Raw genomic sequence first — 22,202 nt, forward strand, 5'->3', positions numbered from 1 at the left:
TCCGTCTCGGCGCTGCGCGCCGATCCACCGCCCTGGGCGAGCCACGGGTCTCGTCCCGTCCTTCGGACCCCACAAGGGGAGAAGGGAAGACGCGCCAAGGCTATGCCAATTCCTCGGAATGCCGGATATCGACGCCATACTCCGCGGCGGCATCGAGCATGGTGTGCCACAGGCTCCCGGCAAACGTCGCGAACACCAGGAGATTGAACACCGCCTGCCTATCCGGCCGGTCACGGCCGCGCCAGAGATTGATGCTGGTGTGATCGACCGATGTTGCGGCGGCGGTGCCGACCGGAAATGCCGCCGGGTGCAGGTCCAGCGAAGACAATTTGGCCAGCATCGAGCGCGCTTTTTCTCCCGAAACGCTGATCAGGACGCGCGCATGCGACTGGTCCGACAGCGAGGCGGATTGCGAGAACGCCTGGCTCAGCGGTTCGATCGCGTGCTTGCCGGCATTGGACAGGACGAGGAACTGATCCGGTCCCGACCAGCTCAGCGTAGCGTCGGGAACTCGGACCGCCTTGGGCGTTTCCGGTGCGGCAACGCCGAAACGGGCTTGGGCAGCTTTTGCCAGCTCCGCCGCTTTGCCGCGCCGCGCCATCACCTGGATCAGGTCGAAATTGCGGATTTCCGTCAGCCAAACGCCGGCCTCGGTGTCGCGCGCGCCATAGGCGCCGACGACGAGCGCGTGCTCCAGCGGACTGCGGGCAATCCAGGAAAACTCAGCCACGCTGGCGCCCTCCATCCGGATCGTAGAAGACCGGGCTGCACAGCTCGACATCGTAGTCTTCGCCGCGCAGCGGGTCATGCGCATGGACGATCTCGCCGATGCGCTCGCGGCCGCATTTGACCAGGCCAAGCCCGATCCACTGGTCGAGCGTCGGCGAGAAGCAGACCGAGGTGACGTAGCCCTGGTCGTTGTCGGGACCGGGTGTCTTGTCCTTCGGAATGATATGCGCGCCGGACCGCAGGCGGCGCGTCTTGTCGATCGGTTTGATGCCGACGACGACCTGCCGGTCCGGCGCAATCAGCGTCTCGCGGCCGGCCATGACGCGGCCGATAAAATCCTTCTTGGTCGACATCATCTTGCCGAGGCCTAGGTCGGCGGCAGTCGTCGTGCCGTTCAGCTCCGGCCCGGCGACATGGCCCTTTTCGATGCGCATGACGCCGAGCGCCTCGGTGCCGTAGGGCGTAACGCCGAATGGCTTGCCGGCCAGCATCAAATTGCGCACCAGCGCTTCGCCGTAACGGGCGGGAACCGAAATCTCGAAGGCCATCTCGCCGGAGAACGAGATGCGGAACAGCCGCGCCTTGATGCCGCCGCGAAGCGCGACTTCGCGCGCCCCCATGAACGGAAAACGTTCATTCGACAGATCCTCGGCCGGATCGACGATTTCGCGAAGCAGGTCCCGCGTCTTCGGCCCGGCGATCGAGAATTGCGCCCACTGATCGGAGACGGAGGTGAGCTGCACGTCGAATTCGGGGAACAGCACCTGGCGGCAGAATTCGAGATGCTGCATCACCAGCCCGGCCTTGGCGGTGGTGGTGGTCAGGAAATAATGGTCCTCGGCCAGCCGCGAGGTGGTGCCGTCGTCATAGACGATGCCGTCCTCGCGCAGCATCAGCCCGTAGCGGGCTTTGCCGACGGCAAGATTGGAAAAGGTGTTGATGTAGACGCGGTCGAGGAAGGCGCCGGCATCCGGACCGTGCACGTCGATCTTGCCGAGCGTCGAGACGTCGCAGAAGCCGACGCCGGAGCGCACCGCCTTGACCTCGCGCGTCACCGATTCCAGCCAGTCCTTTTCGCCGGCGCGCGGATACCATTGCGCGCGCTTCCACAGGCCGGTGTCGACGAACACCGCGCCCTGTTCGGCTGCCCAGTGATGCGACGGCGTCAGCCTCGTCGCATGGAAGTTCTCGTCGCGATGATGGCCGGCGAAGGCGCCGATAGCGACCGGCACATAGGGCGGGCGGTAGATCGTCGTGCCGGTCTCGGGAATGGATTTGCCTGACAACGCAGCCATGATGGCGAGGCCGGCGACGTTCGAGGTCTTGCCCTGGTCGGTGGCCATGCCGAGCGTCGTATAGCGCTTCAGATGCTCGACCGATTCGAAACCCTCGCGCTGCGCCAGTTCGATGTCGGACGCCGTGACATCGTGCTGGTAGTCGACAAAGGCTTTGCCCTTGCCGGCGACATGCCAGAGCGACGTCAGCGAAAACGCCTCATCGTCGGCGACCGGCGGCGTGCCGGCATTGCCGCTGCGCCCGGCCCTCTGTGCTGCCGCCGCTCCTGCGGCAAAGCCCTGGCGCAGGCAGTCGCCCAACCCGAAGGCGCCGTTGGCGGCGCCTGCGGCCATCATGCCCGGAGGCGCACCGTCCGGGACGAAGGCTGCGATGTCGTCCTGCCATTTCGGCCGGCCGCGATGGTAGGAGGTCAGCCCGACCGCCGGATTCCAGCCGCCGGAGACGGCAAGCCCGTCGGCTTCGACTTCCGCCCGTGCGCCGCCGGTCAGCGAGATCGCGATTTTCCGGACGCCGGCCTTGCCGCCTTCGACCCCGTTGACCGAGCCGCTGAGCACCGGAAAGCCGGCCTTGGCGGCGAGCGCGCGATGTGCGGCGGAGACGTCCGGGCGCGCATCGACGACCGCCGCGATCTGCAATCCGGCGGCTAGCGCGGTCTCGACCGTGCGCCAGCCATCCGCATTGTTGGTGAACAGCGCGATCCTCTTTGCCGGCGCCGCCGCGTAGCGCGCGACATAGGTCCGCATCGCCGAAGCCACCATCACGCCGGGCGTGTCGTTGCCGGCAAACACGATCGGCCGCTCGATGGCGCCGGCGGCAACGACGCAGCGCCTAGCCACGATCCGCCATAGCCTTTGGCGCACCTGGTGCTCTGGCGGGGAGGGCAGGTGGTCATTGACCCGCTCGATCGCGCCATAGGTGCCGCCATCATAGACGCCGAACAATGTCGTGCGGTTCATGATGCGGACATCGGGGAGTGCTGCGAGTTCGGCCAGCGTGCGCGAAATCCATTCGGCCGCCGGCAGGCTGTCGATGGTGCCGCCGTCGGCAAGCAGACGGCCGCCGAACGCAAAATCTTCCTCGCACAGGATGACACGGGCGCCGCTGCGCCCGGCCGCCAATGCCGCCGCGAGCCCGGCCGGGCCAGAGCCGGCGATCAGCACGTCGCAATGCGCCCACGCCTTGTCGTAATGGTCGGGATCGGCGACGCCGGCGGCGCGGCCGAGACCGGCGGCTCGGCGGATCGCCGGTTCGTAGACCGCTTCCCAGAATTTCGCCGGCCACATGAAGGTCTTGTAGTAGAAGCCGGCGACGAAGATCGGCGCAAACAGCTGGTTGACCGCCATCAGATCGTGGCGCAGCGACGGCCAGCGGTTCTGGCTGGCGGCCTCGAGCCCGTCGTAAAGTTCGGCCGTGGTCGCCTTGGTGTTCGGCTCGCGCCGCGCTCCGCTGCGCAGTTCGACCAGCGCGTTGGGCTCCTCCGACCCGGCGGTCAGGATGCCGCGCGGGCGATGGTATTTGAACGATCGGCCGATCAACTTGACGCCATTGGCAATCAGCGCCGAGGCCAGCGTGTCGCCTTGGAAGCCGGCAAAGCTCTTGCCGTCGAAGCGGAAGCTCAGCGGCGCGGCGCGATCGATGAGACCGCCGCTCTCCAGCCGGTGTGTCTGCGCAGGGCCAACCATCAGGCGCCCACCTTGGCGGCGCCAACGCCCGCAGCCGGCTCGACCGACGAAATCTCGTGCGTCAGCGTGTTGCGGGCGACCTTCAGCCAGGCCCGGCAGCCGCCGCCATGATACCAGTATTCGCTCATCGGCCCGGCGACATTGTCGCGCAGATAGACATAGTCGAAGACCTCGTCTTCGGAGGAGCCGGCCGCCGGACGCACCGGCCTGGCGTCGCCCAGATAGGTGAACTCGCCGAGTTCGCGTTCGCCGCAGAAGGGACAGACAATGCGCATGCTCTTCAGCCAGCCTTCAATGCAGGTTCGGTTGGGCGCCCTGGCCCTTTTCGTCGATCATCGCACCTCGCCGGAAGCGGTCGAGGCGGAAGCGCGCCGCCTCCTTGTGCGGCTCGTCGCGCGCCAGAAGATGGGCAAAGATCAAGCCGGAGCCGGGCGTCGCCTTGAAGCCGCCATAGCACCAGCCGGCATTGAGATAGAGCCCGTCGACCGGCGTCTTGTCGATGATCGGCGAGCCGTCCATCGACATGTCCATGATGCCGCCCCACTGGCGCAGCAGCCGCACGCGGCCGATCATCGGCATCAGCGCCATGCCGCCCTCGCAGACGTCCTCCAGGACAGGCAGATTGCCGCGCTGGGCGTAGGAATTGTAGCCGTCGATGTCGCCGCCGAAGACCAGGCCGCCCTTGTCGGACTGGCTGACGTAGAAATGGCCGGCGCCGAAGGTCATGACGTTGGGGATCAGCGGCTTGATCGCCTCCGAGACAAAAGCCTGCAGCACATGGCTTTCGATCGGCAGCCGCATGCCGGCCATCGCCGCAACGCGCGAAGAACTGCCGGCGACCGCCATGCCGACCTTGGCCGCACCGATCTTGCCGCGGCTCGTCTCGACGCCGGTCACCTTGCCGTTGGCGTCGCGGACAAAGCCGGTCACCTCGCAATTCTGGATGATGTCGACGCCGAGCGCGCTCGCCGCATGCGCATAGCCCCAGACCACGGCGTCGTGGCGTGCCGTGCCGCCGCGTCGCTGCAAAAGCCCGCCCTGCACCGGAAAGCGCGCATTGTCGAAGTTCAGGAACGGCATCATCTTCCTGACCGCCGCCAGATCGAGCAGTTCGGCATCGATGCCGTTGATGCGCATGGTGTTGCCGCGCCGTGCGTAGGCGTCGCGCTGCGCGTCGGAATGGTAGAGATTGATGACGCCGCGCTGGCTGACCATGGTGTTGTAGTTGAGGTCCTGCTCCATCCGTTCCCACAGCTTCATCGAAAGCTCGTAGAAGCCGGTATTGCCGGGCAGCCCGTAATTGGAGCGGATGATGGTGGTGTTGCGGCCGGCATTGCCGGAGCCGATCCAGCCTTTTTCCAGCACCGCGACATTCCTGATGCCGTACTCGCTGGCGAGGAACCATGCCGTCGCCAGTCCATGGCCGCCGCCGCCGATGACCACCACGTCGTAGTGGCTCTTCGGGCTGGCGTCGCGCCAGGTGCGCTGCCAGTTCTTGTGGCCGGAAAATGCCGCCCGGGCGAGGGAGAAGATCGAGTATTTCATGAACCTGTTTCGCGCCGGGCGTGCAACAATTCCGGATCAGATGTCGAGCGTGTGGTCGCGCTCCCACTGGGTGAAGTGGGAAGCATAGGAATTCCATTCCTGTTGCTTGAGCTTTAGATAGGCCGACGAGAATTCCTCACCCAGCGCCGCCTTGAGCGATTTGTCGTTGTCGAACTCGCGCAATGCGTCGAGCAGGTTGAGCGGCAGCTTCGGCGCGCCCTCGACCGTATGGCCGAACTGGTACATGTCGATGTCGTAGCGCCTGCCGGGATCGGCCTTCGAGCGGACACCGTCGAGCCCGGCGGCGATGATCACGGCCTGCAGCAGATAGGGGTTTGCCGCGCCGTCGGGCAGGCGCAGCTCGAAGCGGCCGGGGCCGGGCACGCGCACCATGTGGGTGCGGTTATTGCCGGTCCAGGTCACGGTGTTCGGCGCCCAGGTGGCGCCGGAGATGGTGCGCGGTGCGTTGATGCGCTTGTAGGAATTGACCGTCGGGTTGGTGATGGCGGCAAGCGCGGAAGCATGTTTCATGATGCCGCCGAGGAAATTCCTGCCCTTGGCCGACAGGCCGAGTTCCATCGCATTATCGGCAAAGACATTGGTCTTGCCGTCCCTGTCCCAAACCGAGATGTGGGCATGGCAGCCATTGCCGGTCAGGCCCTGGAACGGCTTCGGCATGAAGGTCGCGCGCAGGCCGTGCTTTTCCGCAACGGATTTCACCATGAATTTGAAGAAGGAATGCTTGTCGGCGGTCGCCAGAGCATCGTCGAAGGCCCAGTTCATCTCGAACTGGCCGTTGGCGTCCTCATGGTCGTTCTGGTAGGCGCCCCAGCCGAGCGCCAGCATATGGTCGCAGATCTCGGCGATGACGTCGTAGCGGCGCATCACCGCCTGCTGGTCGTAGCAGGGCTTCGACGCCGTGTCGTATTCGTCGGAAATCGTCTTGCCGTCCGGCGAGATCAGGAAGAACTCGGCCTCGACGCCGGTCTTGATGTGCATGCCGTCGCCGGCGGCCTCGGCGATCAGCCGCTTCAGCGTGTTGCGTGGCGCCTGCTCGACCGATTTGTCGTCCATCATGCAGTTGGCGGCGACCCAGGCGACTTCGGGCTTCCACGGCAACTGGATCACCGAATCCGGATCCGGCACGGCCAGCATGTCGGGATGCGCCGGCGTCAGGTCGAGCCAGGTAGCAAAGCCGGCAAAGCCGGCGCCGTCCCGCTGCATGTCGGCGATCGCCTGCGCCGGCACCAGCTTGGCACGCTGCCCGCCGAACAGGTCGGTGTAGGATATCATGAAATATTTGACGCCCTTCTCCTTGGCGAAGGCGGCGAGATCGTTCCCCATTATAATTCCTCGCTTACTGGCATTTTGGTTTGTCTTAGAAGCCGTTCTTGCCCGGTATCCAGTTGGTGCCGGTCAGCGGCACGCCGGCCATGGCGGCGGCTTCGATCGTCAAGGCGACAAGATCCTCGGGCTCGAGATTGTGCAGGCTGTTCTTGCCGCAGGCGCGGGCGATTGTCTGAGCCTCAAGTGTCATTACCTTAAGATAGTTCGCCAGCCGTCGTCCGGCCGCAATCGGATCGACCCGTTTCATTAGCTCGGGATCCTGCGTGGTGATGCCGGCCGGGTCGCGTCCCTCATGCCAGTCGTCATAGGCGCCGGCGGTGGTGCCGAGCTCGTTGTATTCCGCTTCCCAGCGCGGGTCATTGTCGCCGAGCGCGACAAGCGCTGCCGTGCCGATCGACACCGCGTCGACGCCGAGCGCCAGCGCCTTGGCGACGTCGGCGCCGTTGCGTATGCCGCCGGAGACGATCAGCTGCACCTTGCGGTGCATGCCGAGATCCTGCAGCGCCTGCACAGCCGGCCTGATGCAGGCAAGCGTCGGCTGGCCGACATTTTCGATGAACACTTCCTGGGTTGCCGCCGTGCCGCCCTGCATGCCGTCGACGACGACGACATCGGCGCCCGATTTCACGGCAAGCGCGGTATCATAATAGGGCCGCGCGCCGCCGACCTTGACGTAGATCGGCTTTTCCCAATCGGTGATTTCGCGCAGTTCGAGGATCTTGATCTCGAGGTCGTCCGGCCCGGTCCAGTCGGGGTGGCGCGAGGCCGAGCGCTGGTCGATGCCTTTCGGCAGCGTGCGCATTTCGGCAACGCGGTCGGAAATCTTCTGGCCGAGCAGCATGCCGCCGCCGCCGGGCTTGGCGCCCTGGCCGACGACCACCTCGATCGCATCGGCGCGGCGCAGATCGCGCGGGTTCATGCCGTAGCGCGACGGCAGGTACTGGTAAACCAGCGTCTTCGAATGGCCGCGCTCTTCCTCGGTCATGCCGCCGTCGCCGGTGGTGGTCGAGGTGCCGGACAGCGTCGCGCCGCGGCCGAGCGCTTCCTTGGCCGGACCGGACAGCGAGCCGAAGCTCATGCCAGCAATGGTGATCGGGATCTTCAGCTCGATCGGTTTCTTCGCATAGCGCGAACCGAGCACGACGCTGGTGTCGCAGCGCTCGCGATAGCCTTCGAGCGGATAGCGCGAGATCGAAGCGCCGAGGAACAGAAGGTCGTCGAAATGCGGAAGCTTGCGCTTGGCGCCGGCGCCCCTGATATCATAGATGCCGGTCGCCGCGGCGCGGCGGATCTCGGAAAGCGTATAGTCGTCGAAGGTCGCGGATTTGCGCGGCGTCGTCGGCGGGTTGCGATAGGTCATGCTGCCTCAATACGCATCGGCGTTGTCGATATTGAAATTGTAAAGCGTGCGCGCCGAACCGTAGCGCTTGAACTCCGCCGCCTTGACGCCGGTCACGCCGGCACGGTCGAGCAGGTTTTGCAGCAATTCCAGGTGTTCGGGCCGCATCTCCTTGGCGATGCAGTCGGCGCCGAGGCTTTCGACCTTGCCGCGCACGAAGAGCCGCGCCTCGTAGATGGAATCGCCGAGCGCATCGCCGGCATCGCCCAGCACCACGAGGTTGCCGGATTGCGCCATGAAGGCCGACATGTGGCCGATATTGCCGTGGACGACGATGTCGATGCCTTTCATCGAAATTCCGCAGCGCGACGACGCATTGCCTTCGATGACCAGCAGCCCGCCCCGGCCGGTGGCGCCGGCATACTGGCTGGCATCGCCTTTGACGACGATCTGGCCGGACATCATGTTTTCGCCAACGCCGGGCCCGGCCGAACCATGCACGGTGATGGTGCCGCCGTCGTTCATGCCGCCGCAATAATAGCCGACGCTGCCGCGGACATCGATGGCGACCGGCTGGTCGACGCCGACGGCGACCGAATGGCTGCCGCGCGGATGCAGTACCTCCCAGGCGGTCTCGTTCGAACCGGGAGCCAGATCGTGCAGCGCCTGGTTGAGCTCGCGCAGCGACATTTCGGCCAGGTCGAAGACCCTCGATGCCTGGCCCGGCTCGCGCGCGGCCTTGGAGAGGTTAATTGCCGGCATAAGATCAATGCTCCCAGAAATAGACGGTTGCGGGCTCGGGTTCCCAGACCTTCGCATTGTCTATGCCGGGCAGTTTGGTCAGCGCACGATATTCCGAGCCGAAGGCGACATACTGGTCGGTTTCGGCCATCACGGCGGGCTTGCAGGCGATCGGATCGCGCACCACGCCGAAGCCGTTCTTGGTGCCGACGACGAAGGTGAAGAAGCCGTCGAGGTCGCTCAGCGTGCCTTCCAGCGCCTCGCCGAGGTTCTTGCCATGCGCCATCTGCGAGGAGAGATAGGCGGCCGCGACTTCGGTGTCGTTCTCGGTCTCGAATGTCATGCCTTCGCGGATCAGCTCGCGGCGGACATTGTTGTGGTTGGACAGCGAGCCATTATGCACCAGGCACTGGTCGGCGCCGGTCGAGAACGGATGCGCGCCCATCGTCGTCACCGCCGATTCGGTCGCCATGCGGGTATGGCCGATGCCGTGCGTGCCGGTCATCTCGCGGACGCCGAACCGATCGACGACCGCTTCCGGCAAGCCGACTTCCTTGTAGATCTCGACGACGTCGCCGGCGCCCATGATGCGGATGTCGGGGCGCAGCGCCTGGATCGCCTCGCGCGCTTCGTCGATCTTGGCAGGCGTCGTCCTGACCACCGCATGCGTCGACTTCGCAGCCAAGCTCACCGGCGCGCCGATCGCCTTGGCGAGGTCGGCGTCGAGGCCGCGGAAATCGCGCTCCGGCTTGGCCGACTGGATGGTGATCTTGGCTTCATTGGAAGACGCGCCATAGATGGCGATGCCGGCGCTGTCGGGACCGCGATCGCTGAGCGAGATCAGCATCTCCGACAGCATCGCGCCAAGCTGGGGCTCAAGCGACTTGTCCTTCAAAAACAGTCCGACGATTCCGCACATGTCAGGCTCCGAGATTTGTTCCCTTGGAGATGTATCGAATGAGTCCCGGGAATTCAATTAGTATGAAAAAAATTTTCCTGTCGTTATATATCGGCTCAGGCGCTGCCGGCCGCACTATCGCTGCGCTTGCCGCCATTGTGAACCCATTTGGCATGGCGGACGCGGGCGATCTTGTAGGCATCCAGGATCGACAGGGCATAGATCAGGAAGCCGCCGGCATGCCGGCCGATGAAGCTGGCATCCGGCGGCGCGATCTTGGCGGTGACCCAGGCCAGGATCACCATGAAAAACAGGAACTGCAGGCCGCGCACCGGCACGCCTAGCACGACATGCCCGCTCGCCGGCAAGACGATCGCGGCGCCGAGAACCAGATACGGGTTCGGTGGCGCGGGGGAGGTGGTGCTCTGCCTGCTCATGCCGCTTGCCGTTCGCTTTGATTGATGGCATCGCGCAGTGCCGACGCCGACGACAGCAGCCTCTCGACCAGCGCCGGATCGAGCCTGACCGTGCCGAATTCGGCTTGCCGGAACACGCCATAGCGCGCCCGCTCGGCCTCGGCCAGCAGCCAGACGATGCGCACGCCGTTCGGCGTGATCAGCAATTCCTTGGCGCGCCCCTCGACAAAGACATCGAGGTGGTCGGTGATAATGGCGTCAGGGAAGCGCACGCCCTTGCGGTCGCTCCGCAGCACCGCTTCGGCTGGAAATCCCGCCGCCTTCGGCAGTGTATGGTCGAGATGATCGAAATTGGAAAAAGTCGTCGGCGATCCTGGCCGCATCATCATGTCGAAAGTGCCTGGCACCGCGACTTTTTCGTTGATCGAAACGCTCAGCCAGCGCGCTGGCAGCTTCCTGATCGCCAGCGTGTCAACGATGGTCCGTACCTGCACCCGCCGGCCGTTCCACGAGCCGGCGAAGGTGACGACGCCGGCGGTGCCGTCCGAGACGTTGGCCACGTCGGGAATGATTTCGCGAAGTCCCGCTTCGTCGGCGGCAAGCGCGGTCGAAGCCTTGTTGCGGTTGGCGCGCGCAAGCCAGGTCATGTGGAGGACGAGAGCCAGGGCAACCGCCCCGGCGAGCAATGCTGAGATCACCTAACGCACCTCGTCACGCAAATGCCCGCCCCGTTTTGGAGCAGGGCTATTGCGTATGGAGTCCCCCTCATCCGGCCGCTTCGCGGCCACCTTCTCCCCGCTGGGGAGAAGAGGCTGGCGTCAACGCTGGCGACCCCTCTCCCCCCGGGGAGAGGTCGGATTGCCCCGAATTGCCCTTCGCAATTCGGTTGGCAGTCCGGGTGAGGGGGCGCTTGCCCATGTGCGATTGCCCTGCGTTCTGGGATGAGCCTACTCCTGTCAGTACCCCTGCGGTTTCGGCCACGGCATGGTGAACTGGGCACCGCGGCGCACGAATCTGTAGCGGTAGAAATGGAACCAGAGCGAGATCAGGAAGTAGAAGGCGACCATGGCGATCAGCTGCGAGCCGAAGCCGAGGAAGATCGCAAAGAAGGTGACCACGCAAAGGCAGAACAGCACGATCGCCGGCAGCGGATGGAAGGGATGGGTGTAGCCGCGGCGGATCGAGCCGAGCGGCCACTTCTTCCTGAACATGATGATGTTGATGCTCATGAAGGTGTATTGCAGCACGCCCGACAGGATCGAGAAGGTGATCGCCTGGTTGAGGTCGGCGATGAAGGCAAAGGCCAGCGCGATCGGCAGCAGGAACAGGATCGAGCGATAGGGCGTGCGGTATTTCGGATGCACCGCCGAGAACCAGGTCGGCAGATAGCGGTCGCGGCCGAGCGAGAACCAGGCGCGCGCGGCGTCGTTGATGCAGCCATTGGCCGAAGCAAGTGCAGCAAGCAGCGTCGCGATGAACAACAGGTTCTCCAGCAGCGGGCTGCCGGTCAGCTTGCCCGCGTCCCAGAGCGGATAATAGGTGATGCCGAGATATTCCCAGGGCATCAGCGAGGCGCAGACATACCAGGTCATGGCGGCGGCGATCAAAAGCGTAATCATGCCGGCCATCGTGCCGTAAGGCAGCGAGCGCGCCGGCGAGCGAACTTCCTCGGCCGCCTGCGTGGTGCCCTCGATGCCGAGATAGTACCAGATGCCGAACTGGAAGGCGGCGATGACGCCGATCCAGCCATAGGGCAGGGCGTTGCCGGGGGTGACCAGCTCGTTCAGCTTGAGCACGGCGCCTTGCGTCCACGGGCTGACCGAGAAGAACAGGATGACGATCGAGACATAGGCGATGGCGGTGATGACGAAGTTTACGTTGAGCGTCATCAGCACGCCGCGATAGTTCAGCCATGCCAGCACGACGATGGTCGCGGCGATGAAGGAATTGTGGTTGAGGCCTTCGACGCCGGCCTTGGCGACGATCGTGTCGCCGAGCAGGATAGCGTCCGACACTTCGAGCATGGTGTAGGCAAAGACCAGGAACAGCGCGACGTTGAAGGCCATCAGCGGCCCGACAATGTGCTTTGCCTGCGCATATTGGCCGCCGGCGGCGGCAACCGTTGAGGTGACTTCGGAATCGATCATGGCGACCGAGGTGTAGAGCAGGCCGACGATCCAGCAGACGATCAGCGCCGCCAGCGCGCCGCCCTTGTCCGCCGCGAAATTCCAGCCGGTGAATTCTCCGACCAGAACAATGCCGACGCCGAGTGCCCAGACATGGGCGGGGCCGAGCACCCTGAGCAGCGAAACCCTGTCGCCTTGCACTTGCACTGCCGGTTCAAGCGTGACCGTCATCGTTCAATCCCCTACTCAGATCCGGTGTTTTTCGGACACGGCTTCAAGTTCGCCTTCCCTGGACGAGGTTAGCACGTCTTCGGAAAATGTCGTGTCGATCTTGAACCAGTCGTAGAGCATCCACAGCGCGAGCACGATCGAGATGCCCCAGCATGCGTAAGAGAGTGCCACCCACATGACGATTCTTCCCCGGTTTATTTGTCGTCGAATTTTTCGTTGATGACGTCGCGGTATTCGCGGTCCGATGCGCGGAACAGAAAGATGAAATAGCCGATCAGCACTGCGGCCATGATGATCAGCGTCGGCCAGTCGATGATGTAGTGGAACCGGTTCTGGATGATGTCGTGCGCGGTTTCCGGCGTGTAGCCGAGCTTTTCCCAGATCGAGGCCATGGTCGGGTTCTGGCCGAGCGCTTCCCACGTCTTGGCGTCGAGCGCGTCGATGGATTTTGCCGCCCCTGCCAGCCCCAGTTTCAGCGGCAGCCACAGCGCGACAAAAATCGCGACCACGACGACGGCGATATCGAAAACCTGTCCGGCCTTGCTCTGTTCGGGCGGTGTGTAGCGGGCCATGCGTCTCCCCCTCAGGACTTGCGGTTGCGGTAAGCGTCGGCATTCTTGATGTCGAGGCCGTAGATGAAGTCCTTGTCTTCCTTGTAGTGGTTGACCATCGCCAGGATGGCGGCCGTGTTGAAGATCAGCACCGCGGCGGCAGCGACCGCGACGACTAGCTTGATGCCTGCGTCGGGGATGTACGGCCATGTCATGAAGAGGACGAAGAGGATCGTCGCCCACAGACAGACGATCAGGAGCACCGATCCACGAAGGTCGGAACGGTACAGGGCTTCAATGCGCTGCTGCATGTCGGACATCGGTTCCCCTCCATCGCTCTCTTTCAAGAGAGTGAAATTTTTTTCATAACTTCAAGCCGAACTCCGCAATTGTCAAGACGATTTTACGCAACGTTAACTGTTTGTTTGACCAGCCGGATTTTGCCTGACAATGAAATTATTTGCTTGCGGGTATTGCAGGCTCTCGGCGTTTGCGATCAATATTCGGGCAACGCTCCCGCCAGGGAGCAGGGGAAAGCAAGAAGTTTTTTCGAACGGAGGACCAGCGGATGACGGCATCCTGGAGATTTTCGGCCCTTGCGGACCGCCATCGCGCGCTCGGCTCGAAGCTCGAAGACTGGAGCGGCATGGGCACCGCGTGGACCTACGACAAGGACGCCGACGAAGAGTATATCGCCATCCGCACCAAGGCCGGCCTGATGGACGTGTCCGGCTTGAAGAAGGTCCACATCACCGGGCCGCACGCCTCGCACCTGATCGACCTGGCGACGACGCGCGACGTCGAAAAGATCTATCCCGGCAAGTCGGCCTATGCCTGCATGCTGAACGAGGCCGGCAAGTTCACCGACGACTGCATCCTCTACCGCACCGGCCCGAATTCCTGGATGGTGGTGCATGGCTCGGGCACCGGCCATGAAGAGCTGCAGCGCGCTTCGGTCGGTCGTGACGTGTCGCTGCGCTTCGATGACAATCTGCACGACCTTTCGCTGCAAGGCCCGACCGCCGTCGACTATCTGGCAAAGCATGTGCCGGGCATTCGCGACCTCAACTATTTCCATCACATGCAGACGCAGCTGTTCGGCTTGCCGGTGATGATCTCGCGCACTGGCTACACCGGCGAGCGCGGCTACGAGATCTTCTGCCGTGGCCAGGACGCCGGCACGATCTGGGACAGGATCCTCGACGAGGGCAAGAGCGCCGGCATCATCCCGTGCCGCTTCACCACGCTCGACATGCTGCGCGTCGAGAGCTACCTGCTGTTTTACCCCTACGACAATTCGCAGAAATACCCGTTCGAGAACGAAGGCCCCGGCGACACGCTGTGGGAGCTCGGCCTCGATTTCACCGTCAGCCCCGGCAAGACAGGCTTTCGCGGCGCCGAGGAGCATTATCGCCTCAAGGGCAAGGAGCGCTTCAAGATCTTCGGCGTGCTGCTCGAAGGCAAGGAGCCGGCCGACGAGGGCGCGCCAGCCTATCGCGACGGCAAAAAAGTCGGCGTGGTGACCTGCGCCATGTATTCGCCGCTGGTCAAAAAATCGATGGGCATCGCCCGGCTCGACGTCGACTGCGCGGTACAAGGCACCAGGCTCGAGATCCGCAACAAGAGCGGCGCCATCAGCGCAACCGCCGAGCCGCTTCCGTTCGACGATCCGAAGAAGACCAAGCGCACGGCGAAAGGCTGAGGCATACTGCGGGTATGGCAGCGAAAAGCATCATCAGCCGGCCGGTCTATGGGACCCTGTCTCCGCAGCCGGGCAAGCATCATCTTTTCATAGCGGATGCAGAGGGAGCGCTGGCCATTGCCGATCTGGCCGCCAAGGCACCGGCGGATTTCTTCGGCGGCGCCCACATCATCTTCATTCCGGGCCGCGACAGCAAATATGCCGATGTGCTCGAAGCGCTGAAGCCGGCGCAGTTCTACCTCGGCCATTCCTTTGCCAGCGCTTTGCCGCGGCTGAAGCAGACGCTGGCAAACGCGCATATGGGACTCAGGCTCTACCTTGCCGGCACCGAAGGGCTGATCGGCCAGGCCATGCAGGCGGCGCTCGAAGCCGGCATCGACCACACCTCGATCCAGACCGAGCATCGCGGCTCGCTGGCGCGCCGCATGCAGTGCGTCCACTGCAAGGGCATCACCGAGAATGTCACGACGCAGCCGGCGACCTGTTCGCATTGCGGCCTCTTGCTTCTGGTTCGCGACCACTATTCACGACGCCTCGCCGCTTTCCAGGGCGTCTGCATCAATGCCGAGGACCGCAGTGAAATTTCTCCGACGGAGGAGGTCTTTCGATGAGCACCGGCACCACCAAGCTCGACGTCATCGTCAGCGATGTCGTTCCGGTCAACGAGTTGGTGACGCGCTTTCACTTCCGCAGGCGCGACGGCGAGCTCTTGCCGACCTTTTCCGGCGGCGCCCATGTCGTCGTCGAGATGCGCGATGGCGAACGCACCAGGCTCAATCCCTATTCGCTGATGGGCTCGCCGCTCGATACCGGCGAATACACCATCTCGGTTCGCCGCGACGACGCCGGCCGCGGCGGCTCGCTGTTCATGCACAGGCAGGTCAGGCCCGGCACCGAGATGGTGGTCAGCTATCCCGTCAACCTGTTCTCGCTCGATCTGCGCGCCAGGAAGCATCTGATGCTGGCCGGCGGCATCGGCATCACCCCGTTCATGGCGCAGACCGCGCAGCTGGCGGCGGAAGGCGGCAATTTCGAGTTGCATTACACCTGCCGCACCGCCTCGCTCGGCACCTATACCGACCTGCTCAAGGAGCGCTACGATCGCCGGGTCAGGCTCTATCACGACGACCGCGACGAGCGCGTCGATCTCGACCGGCTGTTGTCGTCGCAGCCACTCGGCACGCACCTCTATGTCTGCGGCCCGTCCGGCATGATCGGCTGGGTGCGCGAGCGTGCCGCCGCCCTCGGCTGGCCTCCCGAGACCGTGCATTTCGAGCATTTCGCGGCCCCGCAGCCCGGCGCGCCCTTCGACGTGACGCTAGCGCTCAGCGGCAAGACCATCAGTGTCGACGAGCAGCAGAGCCTGCTCGAGGCGATCGAGGCGGCCGGCGTCGATCCGCCCTATCTCTGCCGCGGCGGCGTCTGCGGCCAGTGCGAGACCAACGTCATTTCGCATGACGGTAAATTCATCCACAACGACCACTGGCTGAGCGAGGAAGACCACCGTTCGGGCTGCAAGATCATGCCCTGCGTTTCGCGCTTCGAGGGCCGGTCGCTGGTGCTGGAAAGATAGGAGGCGAGCTTGGGCATTACCTTTCGCAAGGAAACCTTTCGCGACGACTTCACCTTCCGGAACAGCCCGGAGCACATCAGGCGGTTTCCATTCCCGTTCCATGAAGACAGCTACATGTATGCGGTCAATATCGAGCCGCATGTCGTCGGGCCGAAGGACAGCGTGCTGGAGAATTTGATCGACGTCGACGAGCACTATGTCGCCGAAATGCAGGACCGTGCTTTGGTGCTCGCCGAAGACCCGCTGCGCTGCCAGTCGCTGCCGCACATGACGCTGGCCGGCTGGGATCTGCTTGAGCTTTTGATGGAGCAGCAGGCGCTGGGCTATCCCGAGCATTTCACCCTGGCCCGCGACGGCGACCGCTGGCGCTGGATCAACCGGCCGCTCGGCATCGACGACAGCTTCACCTTCGGTGACGTCTCGACGCTGCCCTATGGGCCAATGGAATACATCACCCGCCAGAGCCAGGGCGATTTCTGCATCCTCGACCAGCGCGACGGCAATCTGTGGATGGATGCCGGCATGGTCACCACCCAGGCCGACTGGTCGCTCGATTTCGACATCGGCATGAACTTCTTCGAATGGCACGCGCCGGTGCCGCTGGCGCATGAGAAGGGCATATTCGTCCGGGCGCTGAAGTTCCTCACCAATATCCAGCAGGGTAAGCCGGCGCGCCGGCTGAACTGGACGATGACCATCAATCCGCGCCTCGATACCAGCCCGGAAAATTACCACAAATGGGGTCCGGACCGCGCCACGGTGACGCCGGAAAATGTCGGCGACAAGGTCCATCTGCGCGTCGAGCTGCAGAGCTTCTGGCGGCTGCCGCGCTCGAATGCGATCGTGTTCCCGATCCGCTGTTACCTGATCAAGATGGACGAGCTGGTGATGCAGCCGAAATGGGCACGGCGCCTGCACCGCGTCATCCGCGACCTGCCCGAGGAACTCGCCACCTACAAGGGCCTGACGCGCTACCGCGCGACGCTGGTCGAATGGCTGTCGAAGTTGGATGACGGCAGTGCGACGTCGCCGGGGTTTGGGCCGGATTAAGCAAGTCCCCTCATCCGGCCGCTTCGCGGCCACCTTCTCCACGCTGGGGAGAAGAGGCTAGCGCCGGCGCTGCCAATCTCCTCTCCCCTCGGGGAGAGGTCGGATTGCCCCGAATTGTCCTTCACAATTCGGTTGGCAATCCGGGTGAGGGGGTCGCTTGCCTCCCGCTCACCCCGCGCTCTGCGGGTAGCAAATGATCGACAAATAGCGCATCGGCAGAACGGTCAGCACTTCCGGCCCGTGCGGCGCATCGGCGTCGAAGAACAGGCTGTCGCCGGGCTTCATAGGGTAGAGATTGCTCCCGTGCCGGTAAACGACTTCGCCTTCCAGCATGTAGAGGAATTCCATCCCTTCGTGCTGGAAGGTCGGAAACACGTCGGAATCTTCGGTCAGCGTGATCAGATAGGGTTCGACGACGACGCCGCTGGTGTTGGAGCCGATATGGCCGAGCAGATTGTACTGGTGGCCGGCGCGCGTGCCGCGGCGCTCGACGTCAAGGCCTTCCCCGGCCTTGACAAAGACGGCGCTGCGCTCTTCCTCGAAGCGGCGGAAGAATGCGGTGACGGGAACGCCGAGTGCCCGCGACAGCGCCTGCAACGTGGTCAGCGACGGCGAGGTGATGCCGTTCTCGATCTTCGACAGCATGCCAAGCGAAATGTCGGTGGCGGCCGCCAGATCGGCGACGGTGATGCCGAGCTTCTTGCGGAATGCCCGCACCTCGCGGCCGATCGCGACCTCCAGCACTTTTTCGCGAGTGTCGCGAATGGCGTGCGGGTTCTGGGTGAGCGGCGCGCGCATCTTGCGCGGATCGATTACAGCAACCGACGGCTTGGCTTTGCCCGCGGCGGCTGCCGCAGGCTTTAGACTGGTCGCTTTTTTCGCCATTTCGCCACCCCGGACCTTGCCGATTCATTTCACTCACGGTGAACATATTCGGTGCCGATACAGAAGCGCAACTGCTACCGCAAGCCGCCCGTGTCGAATTGCGCAATGTCTGGATTTCGCCCGAGGTACTGCGTCGCTTGGAAAATCCAGCTCGGCGAAACGAGGGTTTCGCGACAAGGCCAGTTGACAGCATCGAAGGGGTAATTACTGTCCTGTCAGTGAAATTTGTTTCGTTAGAGAAATGAGATCGGGAGGCCCGGAATGAAAGATCGTGTTGCCGTTATCGGAGCCGGGCCGTCCGGCATGGCCCAGCTCAGGGCCTTCAAGTCGGCCGCCGACAAGGGCGCCGACATCCCCGAGATCGTCTGCTTCGAAAAGCAGTCCGACTGGGGCGGCCTGTGGAACTATACCTGGCGCACCGGCCTCGACGAGCATGGCGACCCGGTGCATGGCTCGATGTACCGTTACCTCTGGTCGAACGGCCCGAAGGAATGCCTCGAATTTGCCGACTACACGTTCGAGGAGCATTTCGGCCGGCCGATTGGCTCCTATCCACCGCGTGCCGTGCTGTGGGACTACATCAAGGGCCGCGTCGAAAAATCCGGCGTGCGCCAATGGGTGCGCTTCAACAGCCCGGTGCGCATGGTCACCTTTTCCGACGCGACGAAGAAGTTCACCGTCACCGCGCATGACCGCACCAACGACGTCACCTATTCGGAAGAATTCGACAATGTCGTCGTCGCCTCGGGGCATTTCTCCGTGCCCAACGTTCCTTATTTCGAGGGCTTTTCGACCTTCAACGGCCGTATCCTGCACAGCCATGACTTCCGCGACGCGATGGAATTCAAGGGCAAGGACATTTTGATCATCGGCCGCTCCTATTCGGCCGAGGACATCGGCTCGCAATGCTACAAATACGGCGCCAGATCGATCACCTCCAGCTACCGCTCGAAGCCGATGGGCTTCAGATGGCCGGAGAACTGGAAGGAAGTGCCGCTGCTGCAGAAAGTCGTCGGCAAGACCGCGCATTTCAAGGACGGCAGCACCAAAGACGTTGACGCCATCATCCTGTGCACCGGCTATCTCCACTCCTTCCCGTTCCTGACCGAAGACCTGAAGCTGAAGACCGCCAACCGCATGTGGCCGGACGGGCTCTACGAGGGCGTCGTCTGGGAGAAAAACCCGAAGCTGTCCTATATCGGCATGCAGGACCAGTTCTACACCTTCAACATGTTCGACGCGCAGGCCTGGTTCGCCCGCGACGTCATCATGGGCCGCATCAAACTGCCCTCGGCCGATGCGATGGCCGAGCACGGCAAAAAGTGGCGGGCACGCGAGGAAACGCTGGAAGACGCCGAGCAGATGATCTGGTTCCAGGGCGACTACACCAGGGAGTTGATGAAGCAGACCGACTATCCCGGCTTCGATATCGAGGCTGTCAATCAGACCTTCATGGAGTGGGAGCACCACAAGGCGGAAGACATCATGGGCTTCCGCGACCATTCCTATCGCTCGCTGATGACCGGCACGATGGCGCCGCTGCACCATACGCCCTGGCTGCAGGCGATGGACGATTCGATGGAGAGCTATCTCGAAGTGAAGGGCGTGGCGGCGGAGTAGGGAGTCCGAACGACGATTGCCTTGCCTCACACAACGTCCCGCGCCGGGTCGGCTGCCAGCGCCAGGGAATTTGCGACGTGTTCGAGGTGCTCCTCGTCCAGGATGCTGGTCGCGACGCGGACGGCGTTCGTTTTTCCGGTCGAAAACTTCGCGCCGGCATGGACCGCGATGCCGTGCGCGGCCAGCGTGACCATCGCATAAGGTTCCGAAGCAACCGGAATGAGGACGCTGAGACCATATCCGGCGTCGATCGCGACATCGCGTTTCGCCAGTTCGCCGGCGAGCCGTTCGCGGCGGCGGCGATACACCTCCTTCGCCTGCTCGACCAAGACAGCCGTGGCCGGGTCTTGCAGCAGCCAGGCGGTGGCCGCCTGCAGGATACGGCTGGTCCATCCCGAGCTGAAGCTGCGATAGGACTGGATCTGTTCGACGATCGTCGCCGATCCGGACAGCACGGCGAGCCGCAGGTCCGGGCCATGGGTCTTGGAATAGGACAGGATGTGGACGACGCGATCGGGAAAACGCCGGCCAAGCGAAATGCGCGGCGCATCGGCAATATCGCCAACGCCGTCATCTTCGACAATCAGCACGTCGGTGCCGGCGAGCAGGTCGCCGATGACTTCCAGCCGCGCCGACGACATGCAGGCGCCGGTCACCGAATGGACGCGCGGCTGGAACAGGAACGCGACCGGCCGCTGCCGCAGAGCGTTGGCGAGCGCGTCGGGCAAGGGGCCGTCACTGTCGCAGTCCACCGGGATGATCGGCACGTCGAGATCTTCGAGGATGTCGAGCAGGCGAAGCGCCGTCGGATTCTCGATGGCCACCGGCGCCCCCGTCGGGACCAGCGCATGCAGCAAGGTGTAGATGGCGTTGTAACCGCCATTGGTGGCCAGGAACGCGCCGGGATCGTACGGCCATGACGGGCGCACCGCGGCCTCCAGCTCGGGCAGGATGCGCACCCGGTCGTAGCTGTTGAGCTTTTCGGCGCGCGCGCCATGCGCCAGCGCGATGTCGAGCGGCGGCAAGAGCTTCACATCGGGCTCCGCGATCGCCAGGTTCAGAATGTCCGCACCGTAATTGCCGCCGCTCATGTGGCGCTCGGGCCGGGCGGCAAAGCGGTTGCCCATGATCCAGGTGCCGTTGCGCCCGCGGCCGCCGATGATCTTGTAGCGCCGCAGCTCGCTCCACGCCTGCGAGACCGTCGCCGGGCTGACGCCGAGCACATAGGCAAGATCGCGCACCGGCGGAAGCTTTGCGCCGACAGGCAGCGCGCCGCTTCTGATCAGCGCACTGGTCTCGCGCGCGATGCCGCGCGTCGTGCGGTCGCCGAGGCGTTCAGCGAACCATCCTGCATCGAAATCCATCGAATCAACGACTGCCAGTGTTAATGTTCAGTAACATAATAACATTTGATCGGCCAAAAATAAACATTTACCAATCGCCGGTCAAACATAGTATTGAAGTTCATGCCGATGCCCGTTTCCATCACTATAGCCACCCGTGATTGGGACTATCTCACGCCCTTGGTCCTCGGTGACGTCACCTCCAGCCGCTTGTCGGTGAAGGTTGACCGCGTCGCCACGCTGATCGCGGATCTCGGTACCGATCCGAACTACGATGCGGCGGAGGTCTCGTTCAGCCGTTATGTGTCGGCCATGGCGTCGGGCCGGGATACGGTGGTTGGAATACCGTGTTTCATCATGCGCGGCTTTCGCCACCGCTGCATCATCACGGTCAGTGACAGTCCGCTGGTACGGCTCTCCGACCTTGCCGGCAAACGCATCGGCGTCACCGGCTGGCGCGATTCCGGCAACACATGGACGCGGGCGGCACTTCGCCGCGAAGGTGTCGGCGTCGAGGACGCCTACTGGTTTGCCGGCAGGCTGACATCCGAGCACCCGGTCGCCGACCGCCTCGACGGATTCGGCAGGCCGGGTCGCATCGAAGCAGCGCCAGGCGAGCGCCCGATGATGGAGCTGCTGGCGCAAGGCGAGCTCGACGCCGTTTTCACACCCTTCATGCCGGACGGCTTTTTCGGCCCGGCTTCCGGCTTCCGGCAAGTGCTGCGCGATTTTCGCGCGGCCGAACGCGCCTATTTCGCCGACGTCGGTTATGTCCCGGGCATGCATCTGGTCGCCGTCAAGGCCGTCCTGGCCAGGGAGCACCCCTGGCTGCCGCAGGAACTCGCCAGGCTGATCGACGAAAGCCAGCGCGTCTGGACGGGCAAGCGCCGAAAATATGCCGATACCTCGCCCTGGATCCTCGAGGAGCTGCTTCATGCGGGGCGCGACCTGCCTGCCTCCTGGAACGCCAGCGGCCTGCCCGCCAACCGGCGCATGATCGAGGATTTCGTCACCGAGCTACATGCCCAGGGCATTCTGACGGAACCGATTTCCGCCGAAGCCTTGTTTCCTTTCGACGCCAGGTCGCGGGCCACCGCAGCCTGACAACGCGCAACGAAGAACACGAAG

The 22,202-nt window shown here is 63.7% G+C and carries 22 protein-coding genes; 6 read left to right on the forward strand and 16 right to left on the reverse strand.

Going from position 1 to position 22,202, the window contains the following annotated elements; genetic code table 11:
* Nucleotides 1–100: 100 nt before the first annotated feature.
* The 14 genes from NKH63_RS11735 to NKH63_RS11800 all read right to left on the reverse strand — a co-directional run bounded on the left by NKH63_RS11735 (nt 101) and on the right by NKH63_RS11800 (nt 13,221).
* Nucleotides 101–730, reverse strand: coding sequence for a sarcosine oxidase subunit gamma (locus NKH63_RS11735; protein ID WP_352917886.1), 630 nt, complete (start codon nt 728–730; stop codon nt 101–103).
* Nucleotides 723–3,707 (reverse strand): sarcosine oxidase subunit alpha, encoded by a 2,985-nt coding sequence (locus NKH63_RS11740; protein ID WP_352917887.1) that lies wholly within the window; start codon nt 3,705–3,707, stop codon nt 723–725. The genes NKH63_RS11735 and NKH63_RS11740 overlap by 8 nt, the downstream gene beginning before the upstream one ends.
* Nucleotides 3,707–3,982, reverse strand: coding sequence for a sarcosine oxidase subunit delta (locus NKH63_RS11745; protein WP_023716760.1), 276 nt, complete (start codon nt 3,980–3,982; stop codon nt 3,707–3,709). Before NKH63_RS11745 ends, NKH63_RS11740 begins: the two co-directional genes overlap by 1 nt.
* A 16-nt stretch (nt 3,983–3,998) precedes the next feature.
* A complete protein-coding gene (locus tag NKH63_RS11750) occupies nt 3,999–5,252 on the reverse strand; it encodes a sarcosine oxidase subunit beta family protein (RefSeq protein WP_352917888.1) in 1,254 nt (417 codons plus the stop codon).
* Between the two features lie 36 nt (nt 5,253–5,288).
* Nucleotides 5,289–6,596, reverse strand: coding sequence for a type III glutamate--ammonia ligase (gene glnT, locus NKH63_RS11755; RefSeq protein ID WP_352484123.1), 1,308 nt, complete (start codon nt 6,594–6,596; stop codon nt 5,289–5,291).
* Nucleotides 6,597–6,630: 34 nt separating this feature from the next.
* Nucleotides 6,631–7,959 (reverse strand): FMN-binding glutamate synthase family protein, encoded by a 1,329-nt coding sequence (locus NKH63_RS11760; RefSeq protein WP_023716763.1) that lies wholly within the window; start codon nt 7,957–7,959, stop codon nt 6,631–6,633.
* Between the two features lie 6 nt (nt 7,960–7,965).
* Nucleotides 7,966–8,700: a GltB/FmdC/FwdC-like GXGXG domain-containing protein gene (locus NKH63_RS11765; protein ID WP_023716764.1), complete on the reverse strand. Its 735-nt coding sequence runs from the start codon at nt 8,698–8,700 to the stop codon at nt 7,966–7,968.
* A gap of 4 nt (nt 8,701–8,704) precedes the next feature.
* The gene (locus tag NKH63_RS11770; protein ID WP_023716765.1) at nt 8,705–9,598 is read right to left on the reverse strand and encodes a class II glutamine amidotransferase; all 894 of its coding nucleotides are present in this window, start codon (nt 9,596–9,598) and stop codon (nt 8,705–8,707) included.
* 95 nt (nt 9,599–9,693) lie between these two features.
* Entirely contained in the window at nt 9,694–10,014 is a 321-nt protein-coding gene (locus NKH63_RS11775; protein WP_031193328.1) for a hypothetical protein, read from the reverse strand.
* On the reverse strand, nt 10,011–10,640 hold the full coding sequence (locus tag NKH63_RS11780) for a hypothetical protein (protein WP_502895880.1): 630 nt from the start codon (nt 10,638–10,640) through the stop codon (nt 10,011–10,013). The genes NKH63_RS11775 and NKH63_RS11780 overlap by 4 nt, the downstream gene beginning before the upstream one ends.
* Nucleotides 10,641–10,949: 309 nt before the next feature.
* The gene (locus NKH63_RS11785) at nt 10,950–12,350 is read right to left on the reverse strand and encodes an APC family permease (protein ID WP_031193329.1); all 1,401 of its coding nucleotides are present in this window, start codon (nt 12,348–12,350) and stop codon (nt 10,950–10,952) included.
* Nucleotides 12,351–12,365: 15 nt separating this feature from the next.
* A complete protein-coding gene (locus NKH63_RS11790; RefSeq protein WP_023716769.1) occupies nt 12,366–12,527 on the reverse strand; it encodes a hypothetical protein in 162 nt (53 codons plus the stop codon).
* Between the two features lie 17 nt (nt 12,528–12,544).
* Nucleotides 12,545–12,922: a hypothetical protein gene (locus NKH63_RS11795; RefSeq protein WP_023716770.1), complete on the reverse strand. Its 378-nt coding sequence runs from the start codon at nt 12,920–12,922 to the stop codon at nt 12,545–12,547.
* An 11-nt stretch (nt 12,923–12,933) separates the two neighbouring features.
* The gene (locus NKH63_RS11800) at nt 12,934–13,221 is read right to left on the reverse strand and encodes a hypothetical protein (protein WP_023716771.1); all 288 of its coding nucleotides are present in this window, start codon (nt 13,219–13,221) and stop codon (nt 12,934–12,936) included.
* 248 nt (nt 13,222–13,469) lie between these two features.
* Here NKH63_RS11800 and NKH63_RS11805 point away from each other — a divergent pair, with 248 nt between their 5' ends.
* From NKH63_RS11805 to NKH63_RS11820, 4 genes are read left to right on the forward strand one after another with little or no spacing between them, the layout of a single operon-like run.
* Nucleotides 13,470–14,603, forward strand: coding sequence for an aminomethyl transferase family protein (locus tag NKH63_RS11805; RefSeq protein ID WP_352850450.1), 1,134 nt, complete (start codon nt 13,470–13,472; stop codon nt 14,601–14,603).
* 14 nt (nt 14,604–14,617) lie between these two features.
* Nucleotides 14,618–15,214, forward strand: a complete 597-nt coding sequence (locus tag NKH63_RS11810) for a dimethylamine monooxygenase subunit DmmA family protein (protein WP_352917889.1) — start codon at nt 14,618–14,620, stop codon at nt 15,212–15,214.
* Entirely contained in the window at nt 15,211–16,176 is a 966-nt protein-coding gene (locus tag NKH63_RS11815; protein WP_352917890.1) for a PDR/VanB family oxidoreductase, read from the forward strand. The genes NKH63_RS11810 and NKH63_RS11815 overlap by 4 nt, the downstream gene beginning before the upstream one ends.
* 9 nt (nt 16,177–16,185) lie before the next feature.
* On the forward strand, nt 16,186–17,226 hold the full coding sequence (locus NKH63_RS11820) for a heme-dependent oxidative N-demethylase family protein (RefSeq protein ID WP_352850444.1): 1,041 nt from the start codon (nt 16,186–16,188) through the stop codon (nt 17,224–17,226).
* Between the two features lie 168 nt (nt 17,227–17,394).
* Here NKH63_RS11820 and NKH63_RS11825 read toward each other — a convergent pair whose 3' ends face one another.
* The gene (locus NKH63_RS11825) at nt 17,395–18,111 is read right to left on the reverse strand and encodes a helix-turn-helix domain-containing protein (RefSeq protein WP_023716777.1); all 717 of its coding nucleotides are present in this window, start codon (nt 18,109–18,111) and stop codon (nt 17,395–17,397) included.
* 261 nt (nt 18,112–18,372) lie between these two features.
* On the opposite strand from NKH63_RS11825, the gene NKH63_RS11830 reads away from it, so the two are divergent.
* Nucleotides 18,373–19,731, forward strand: coding sequence for a trimethylamine monooxygenase (locus NKH63_RS11830; RefSeq protein WP_352917891.1), 1,359 nt, complete (start codon nt 18,373–18,375; stop codon nt 19,729–19,731).
* A 26-nt stretch (nt 19,732–19,757) separates the two neighbouring features.
* On the opposite strand, the gene NKH63_RS11835 is transcribed toward NKH63_RS11830, so the two are convergent.
* Nucleotides 19,758–21,095, reverse strand: a complete 1,338-nt coding sequence (locus NKH63_RS11835; protein ID WP_352484112.1) for an aminotransferase-like domain-containing protein — start codon at nt 21,093–21,095, stop codon at nt 19,758–19,760.
* 108 nt (nt 21,096–21,203) lie between these two features.
* Between NKH63_RS11835 and NKH63_RS11840 the strand changes: the two genes are divergently transcribed.
* Nucleotides 21,204–22,178 carry a substrate-binding domain-containing protein gene (locus tag NKH63_RS11840; RefSeq protein WP_352484111.1) on the forward strand — a complete coding sequence of 325 codons (975 nt, stop codon included), beginning with the start codon at nt 21,204–21,206 and terminating at the stop codon, nt 22,176–22,178.
* The last annotated feature ends 24 nt before the right edge of the window (nt 22,179–22,202 follow it).

This window comes from Mesorhizobium sp. M0960 (assembly GCF_040319055.1).
Lineage (GTDB): Bacteria > Pseudomonadota > Alphaproteobacteria > Rhizobiales > Rhizobiaceae > Mesorhizobium.

Bases quoted from the DNA above. Each gene is read 5' to 3' on its own strand.
- NKH63_RS11740 (WP_352917887.1), bottom strand. From the start codon at position 3,707: ATGGTTGGCCCTGCGCAGACACACCGGCTGGAGAGCGGCGGTCTCATC.
- NKH63_RS11745 (WP_023716760.1), bottom strand. From the start codon at position 3,982: ATGCGCATTGTCTGTCCCTTCTGCGGCGAACGCGAACTCGGCGAGTTC.
- NKH63_RS11750 (WP_352917888.1), bottom strand. From the start codon at position 5,252: ATGAAATACTCGATCTTCTCCCTCGCCCGGGCGGCATTTTCCGGCCAC.
- glnT (WP_352484123.1), bottom strand. From the start codon at position 6,596: ATGGGGAACGATCTCGCCGCCTTCGCCAAGGAGAAGGGCGTCAAATAT.
- NKH63_RS11760 (WP_023716763.1), bottom strand. From the start codon at position 7,959: ATGACCTATCGCAACCCGCCGACGACGCCGCGCAAATCCGCGACCTTC.
- NKH63_RS11765 (WP_023716764.1), bottom strand. From the start codon at position 8,700: ATGCCGGCAATTAACCTCTCCAAGGCCGCGCGCGAGCCGGGCCAGGCA.
- NKH63_RS11770 (WP_023716765.1), bottom strand. From the start codon at position 9,598: ATGTGCGGAATCGTCGGACTGTTTTTGAAGGACAAGTCGCTTGAGCCC.
- NKH63_RS11775 (WP_031193328.1), bottom strand. From the start codon at position 10,014: ATGAGCAGGCAGAGCACCACCTCCCCCGCGCCACCGAACCCGTATCTG.
- NKH63_RS11780 (WP_502895880.1), bottom strand. From the start codon at position 10,640: ATGACCTGGCTTGCGCGCGCCAACCGCAACAAGGCTTCGACCGCGCTT.
- NKH63_RS11785 (WP_031193329.1), bottom strand. From the start codon at position 12,350: ATGACGGTCACGCTTGAACCGGCAGTGCAAGTGCAAGGCGACAGGGTT.
- NKH63_RS11790 (WP_023716769.1), bottom strand. From the start codon at position 12,527: ATGTGGGTGGCACTCTCTTACGCATGCTGGGGCATCTCGATCGTGCTC.
- NKH63_RS11795 (WP_023716770.1), bottom strand. From the start codon at position 12,922: ATGGCCCGCTACACACCGCCCGAACAGAGCAAGGCCGGACAGGTTTTC.
- NKH63_RS11800 (WP_023716771.1), bottom strand. From the start codon at position 13,221: ATGTCCGACATGCAGCAGCGCATTGAAGCCCTGTACCGTTCCGACCTT.
- NKH63_RS11805 (WP_352850450.1), top strand. From the start codon at position 13,470: ATGACGGCATCCTGGAGATTTTCGGCCCTTGCGGACCGCCATCGCGCG.
- NKH63_RS11810 (WP_352917889.1), top strand. From the start codon at position 14,618: ATGGCAGCGAAAAGCATCATCAGCCGGCCGGTCTATGGGACCCTGTCT.
- NKH63_RS11815 (WP_352917890.1), top strand. From the start codon at position 15,211: ATGAGCACCGGCACCACCAAGCTCGACGTCATCGTCAGCGATGTCGTT.
- NKH63_RS11825 (WP_023716777.1), bottom strand. From the start codon at position 18,111: ATGGCGAAAAAAGCGACCAGTCTAAAGCCTGCGGCAGCCGCCGCGGGC.
- NKH63_RS11830 (WP_352917891.1), top strand. From the start codon at position 18,373: ATGAAAGATCGTGTTGCCGTTATCGGAGCCGGGCCGTCCGGCATGGCC.
- NKH63_RS11835 (WP_352484112.1), bottom strand. From the start codon at position 21,095: ATGGATTTCGATGCAGGATGGTTCGCTGAACGCCTCGGCGACCGCACG.
- NKH63_RS11840 (WP_352484111.1), top strand. From the start codon at position 21,204: ATGCCCGTTTCCATCACTATAGCCACCCGTGATTGGGACTATCTCACG.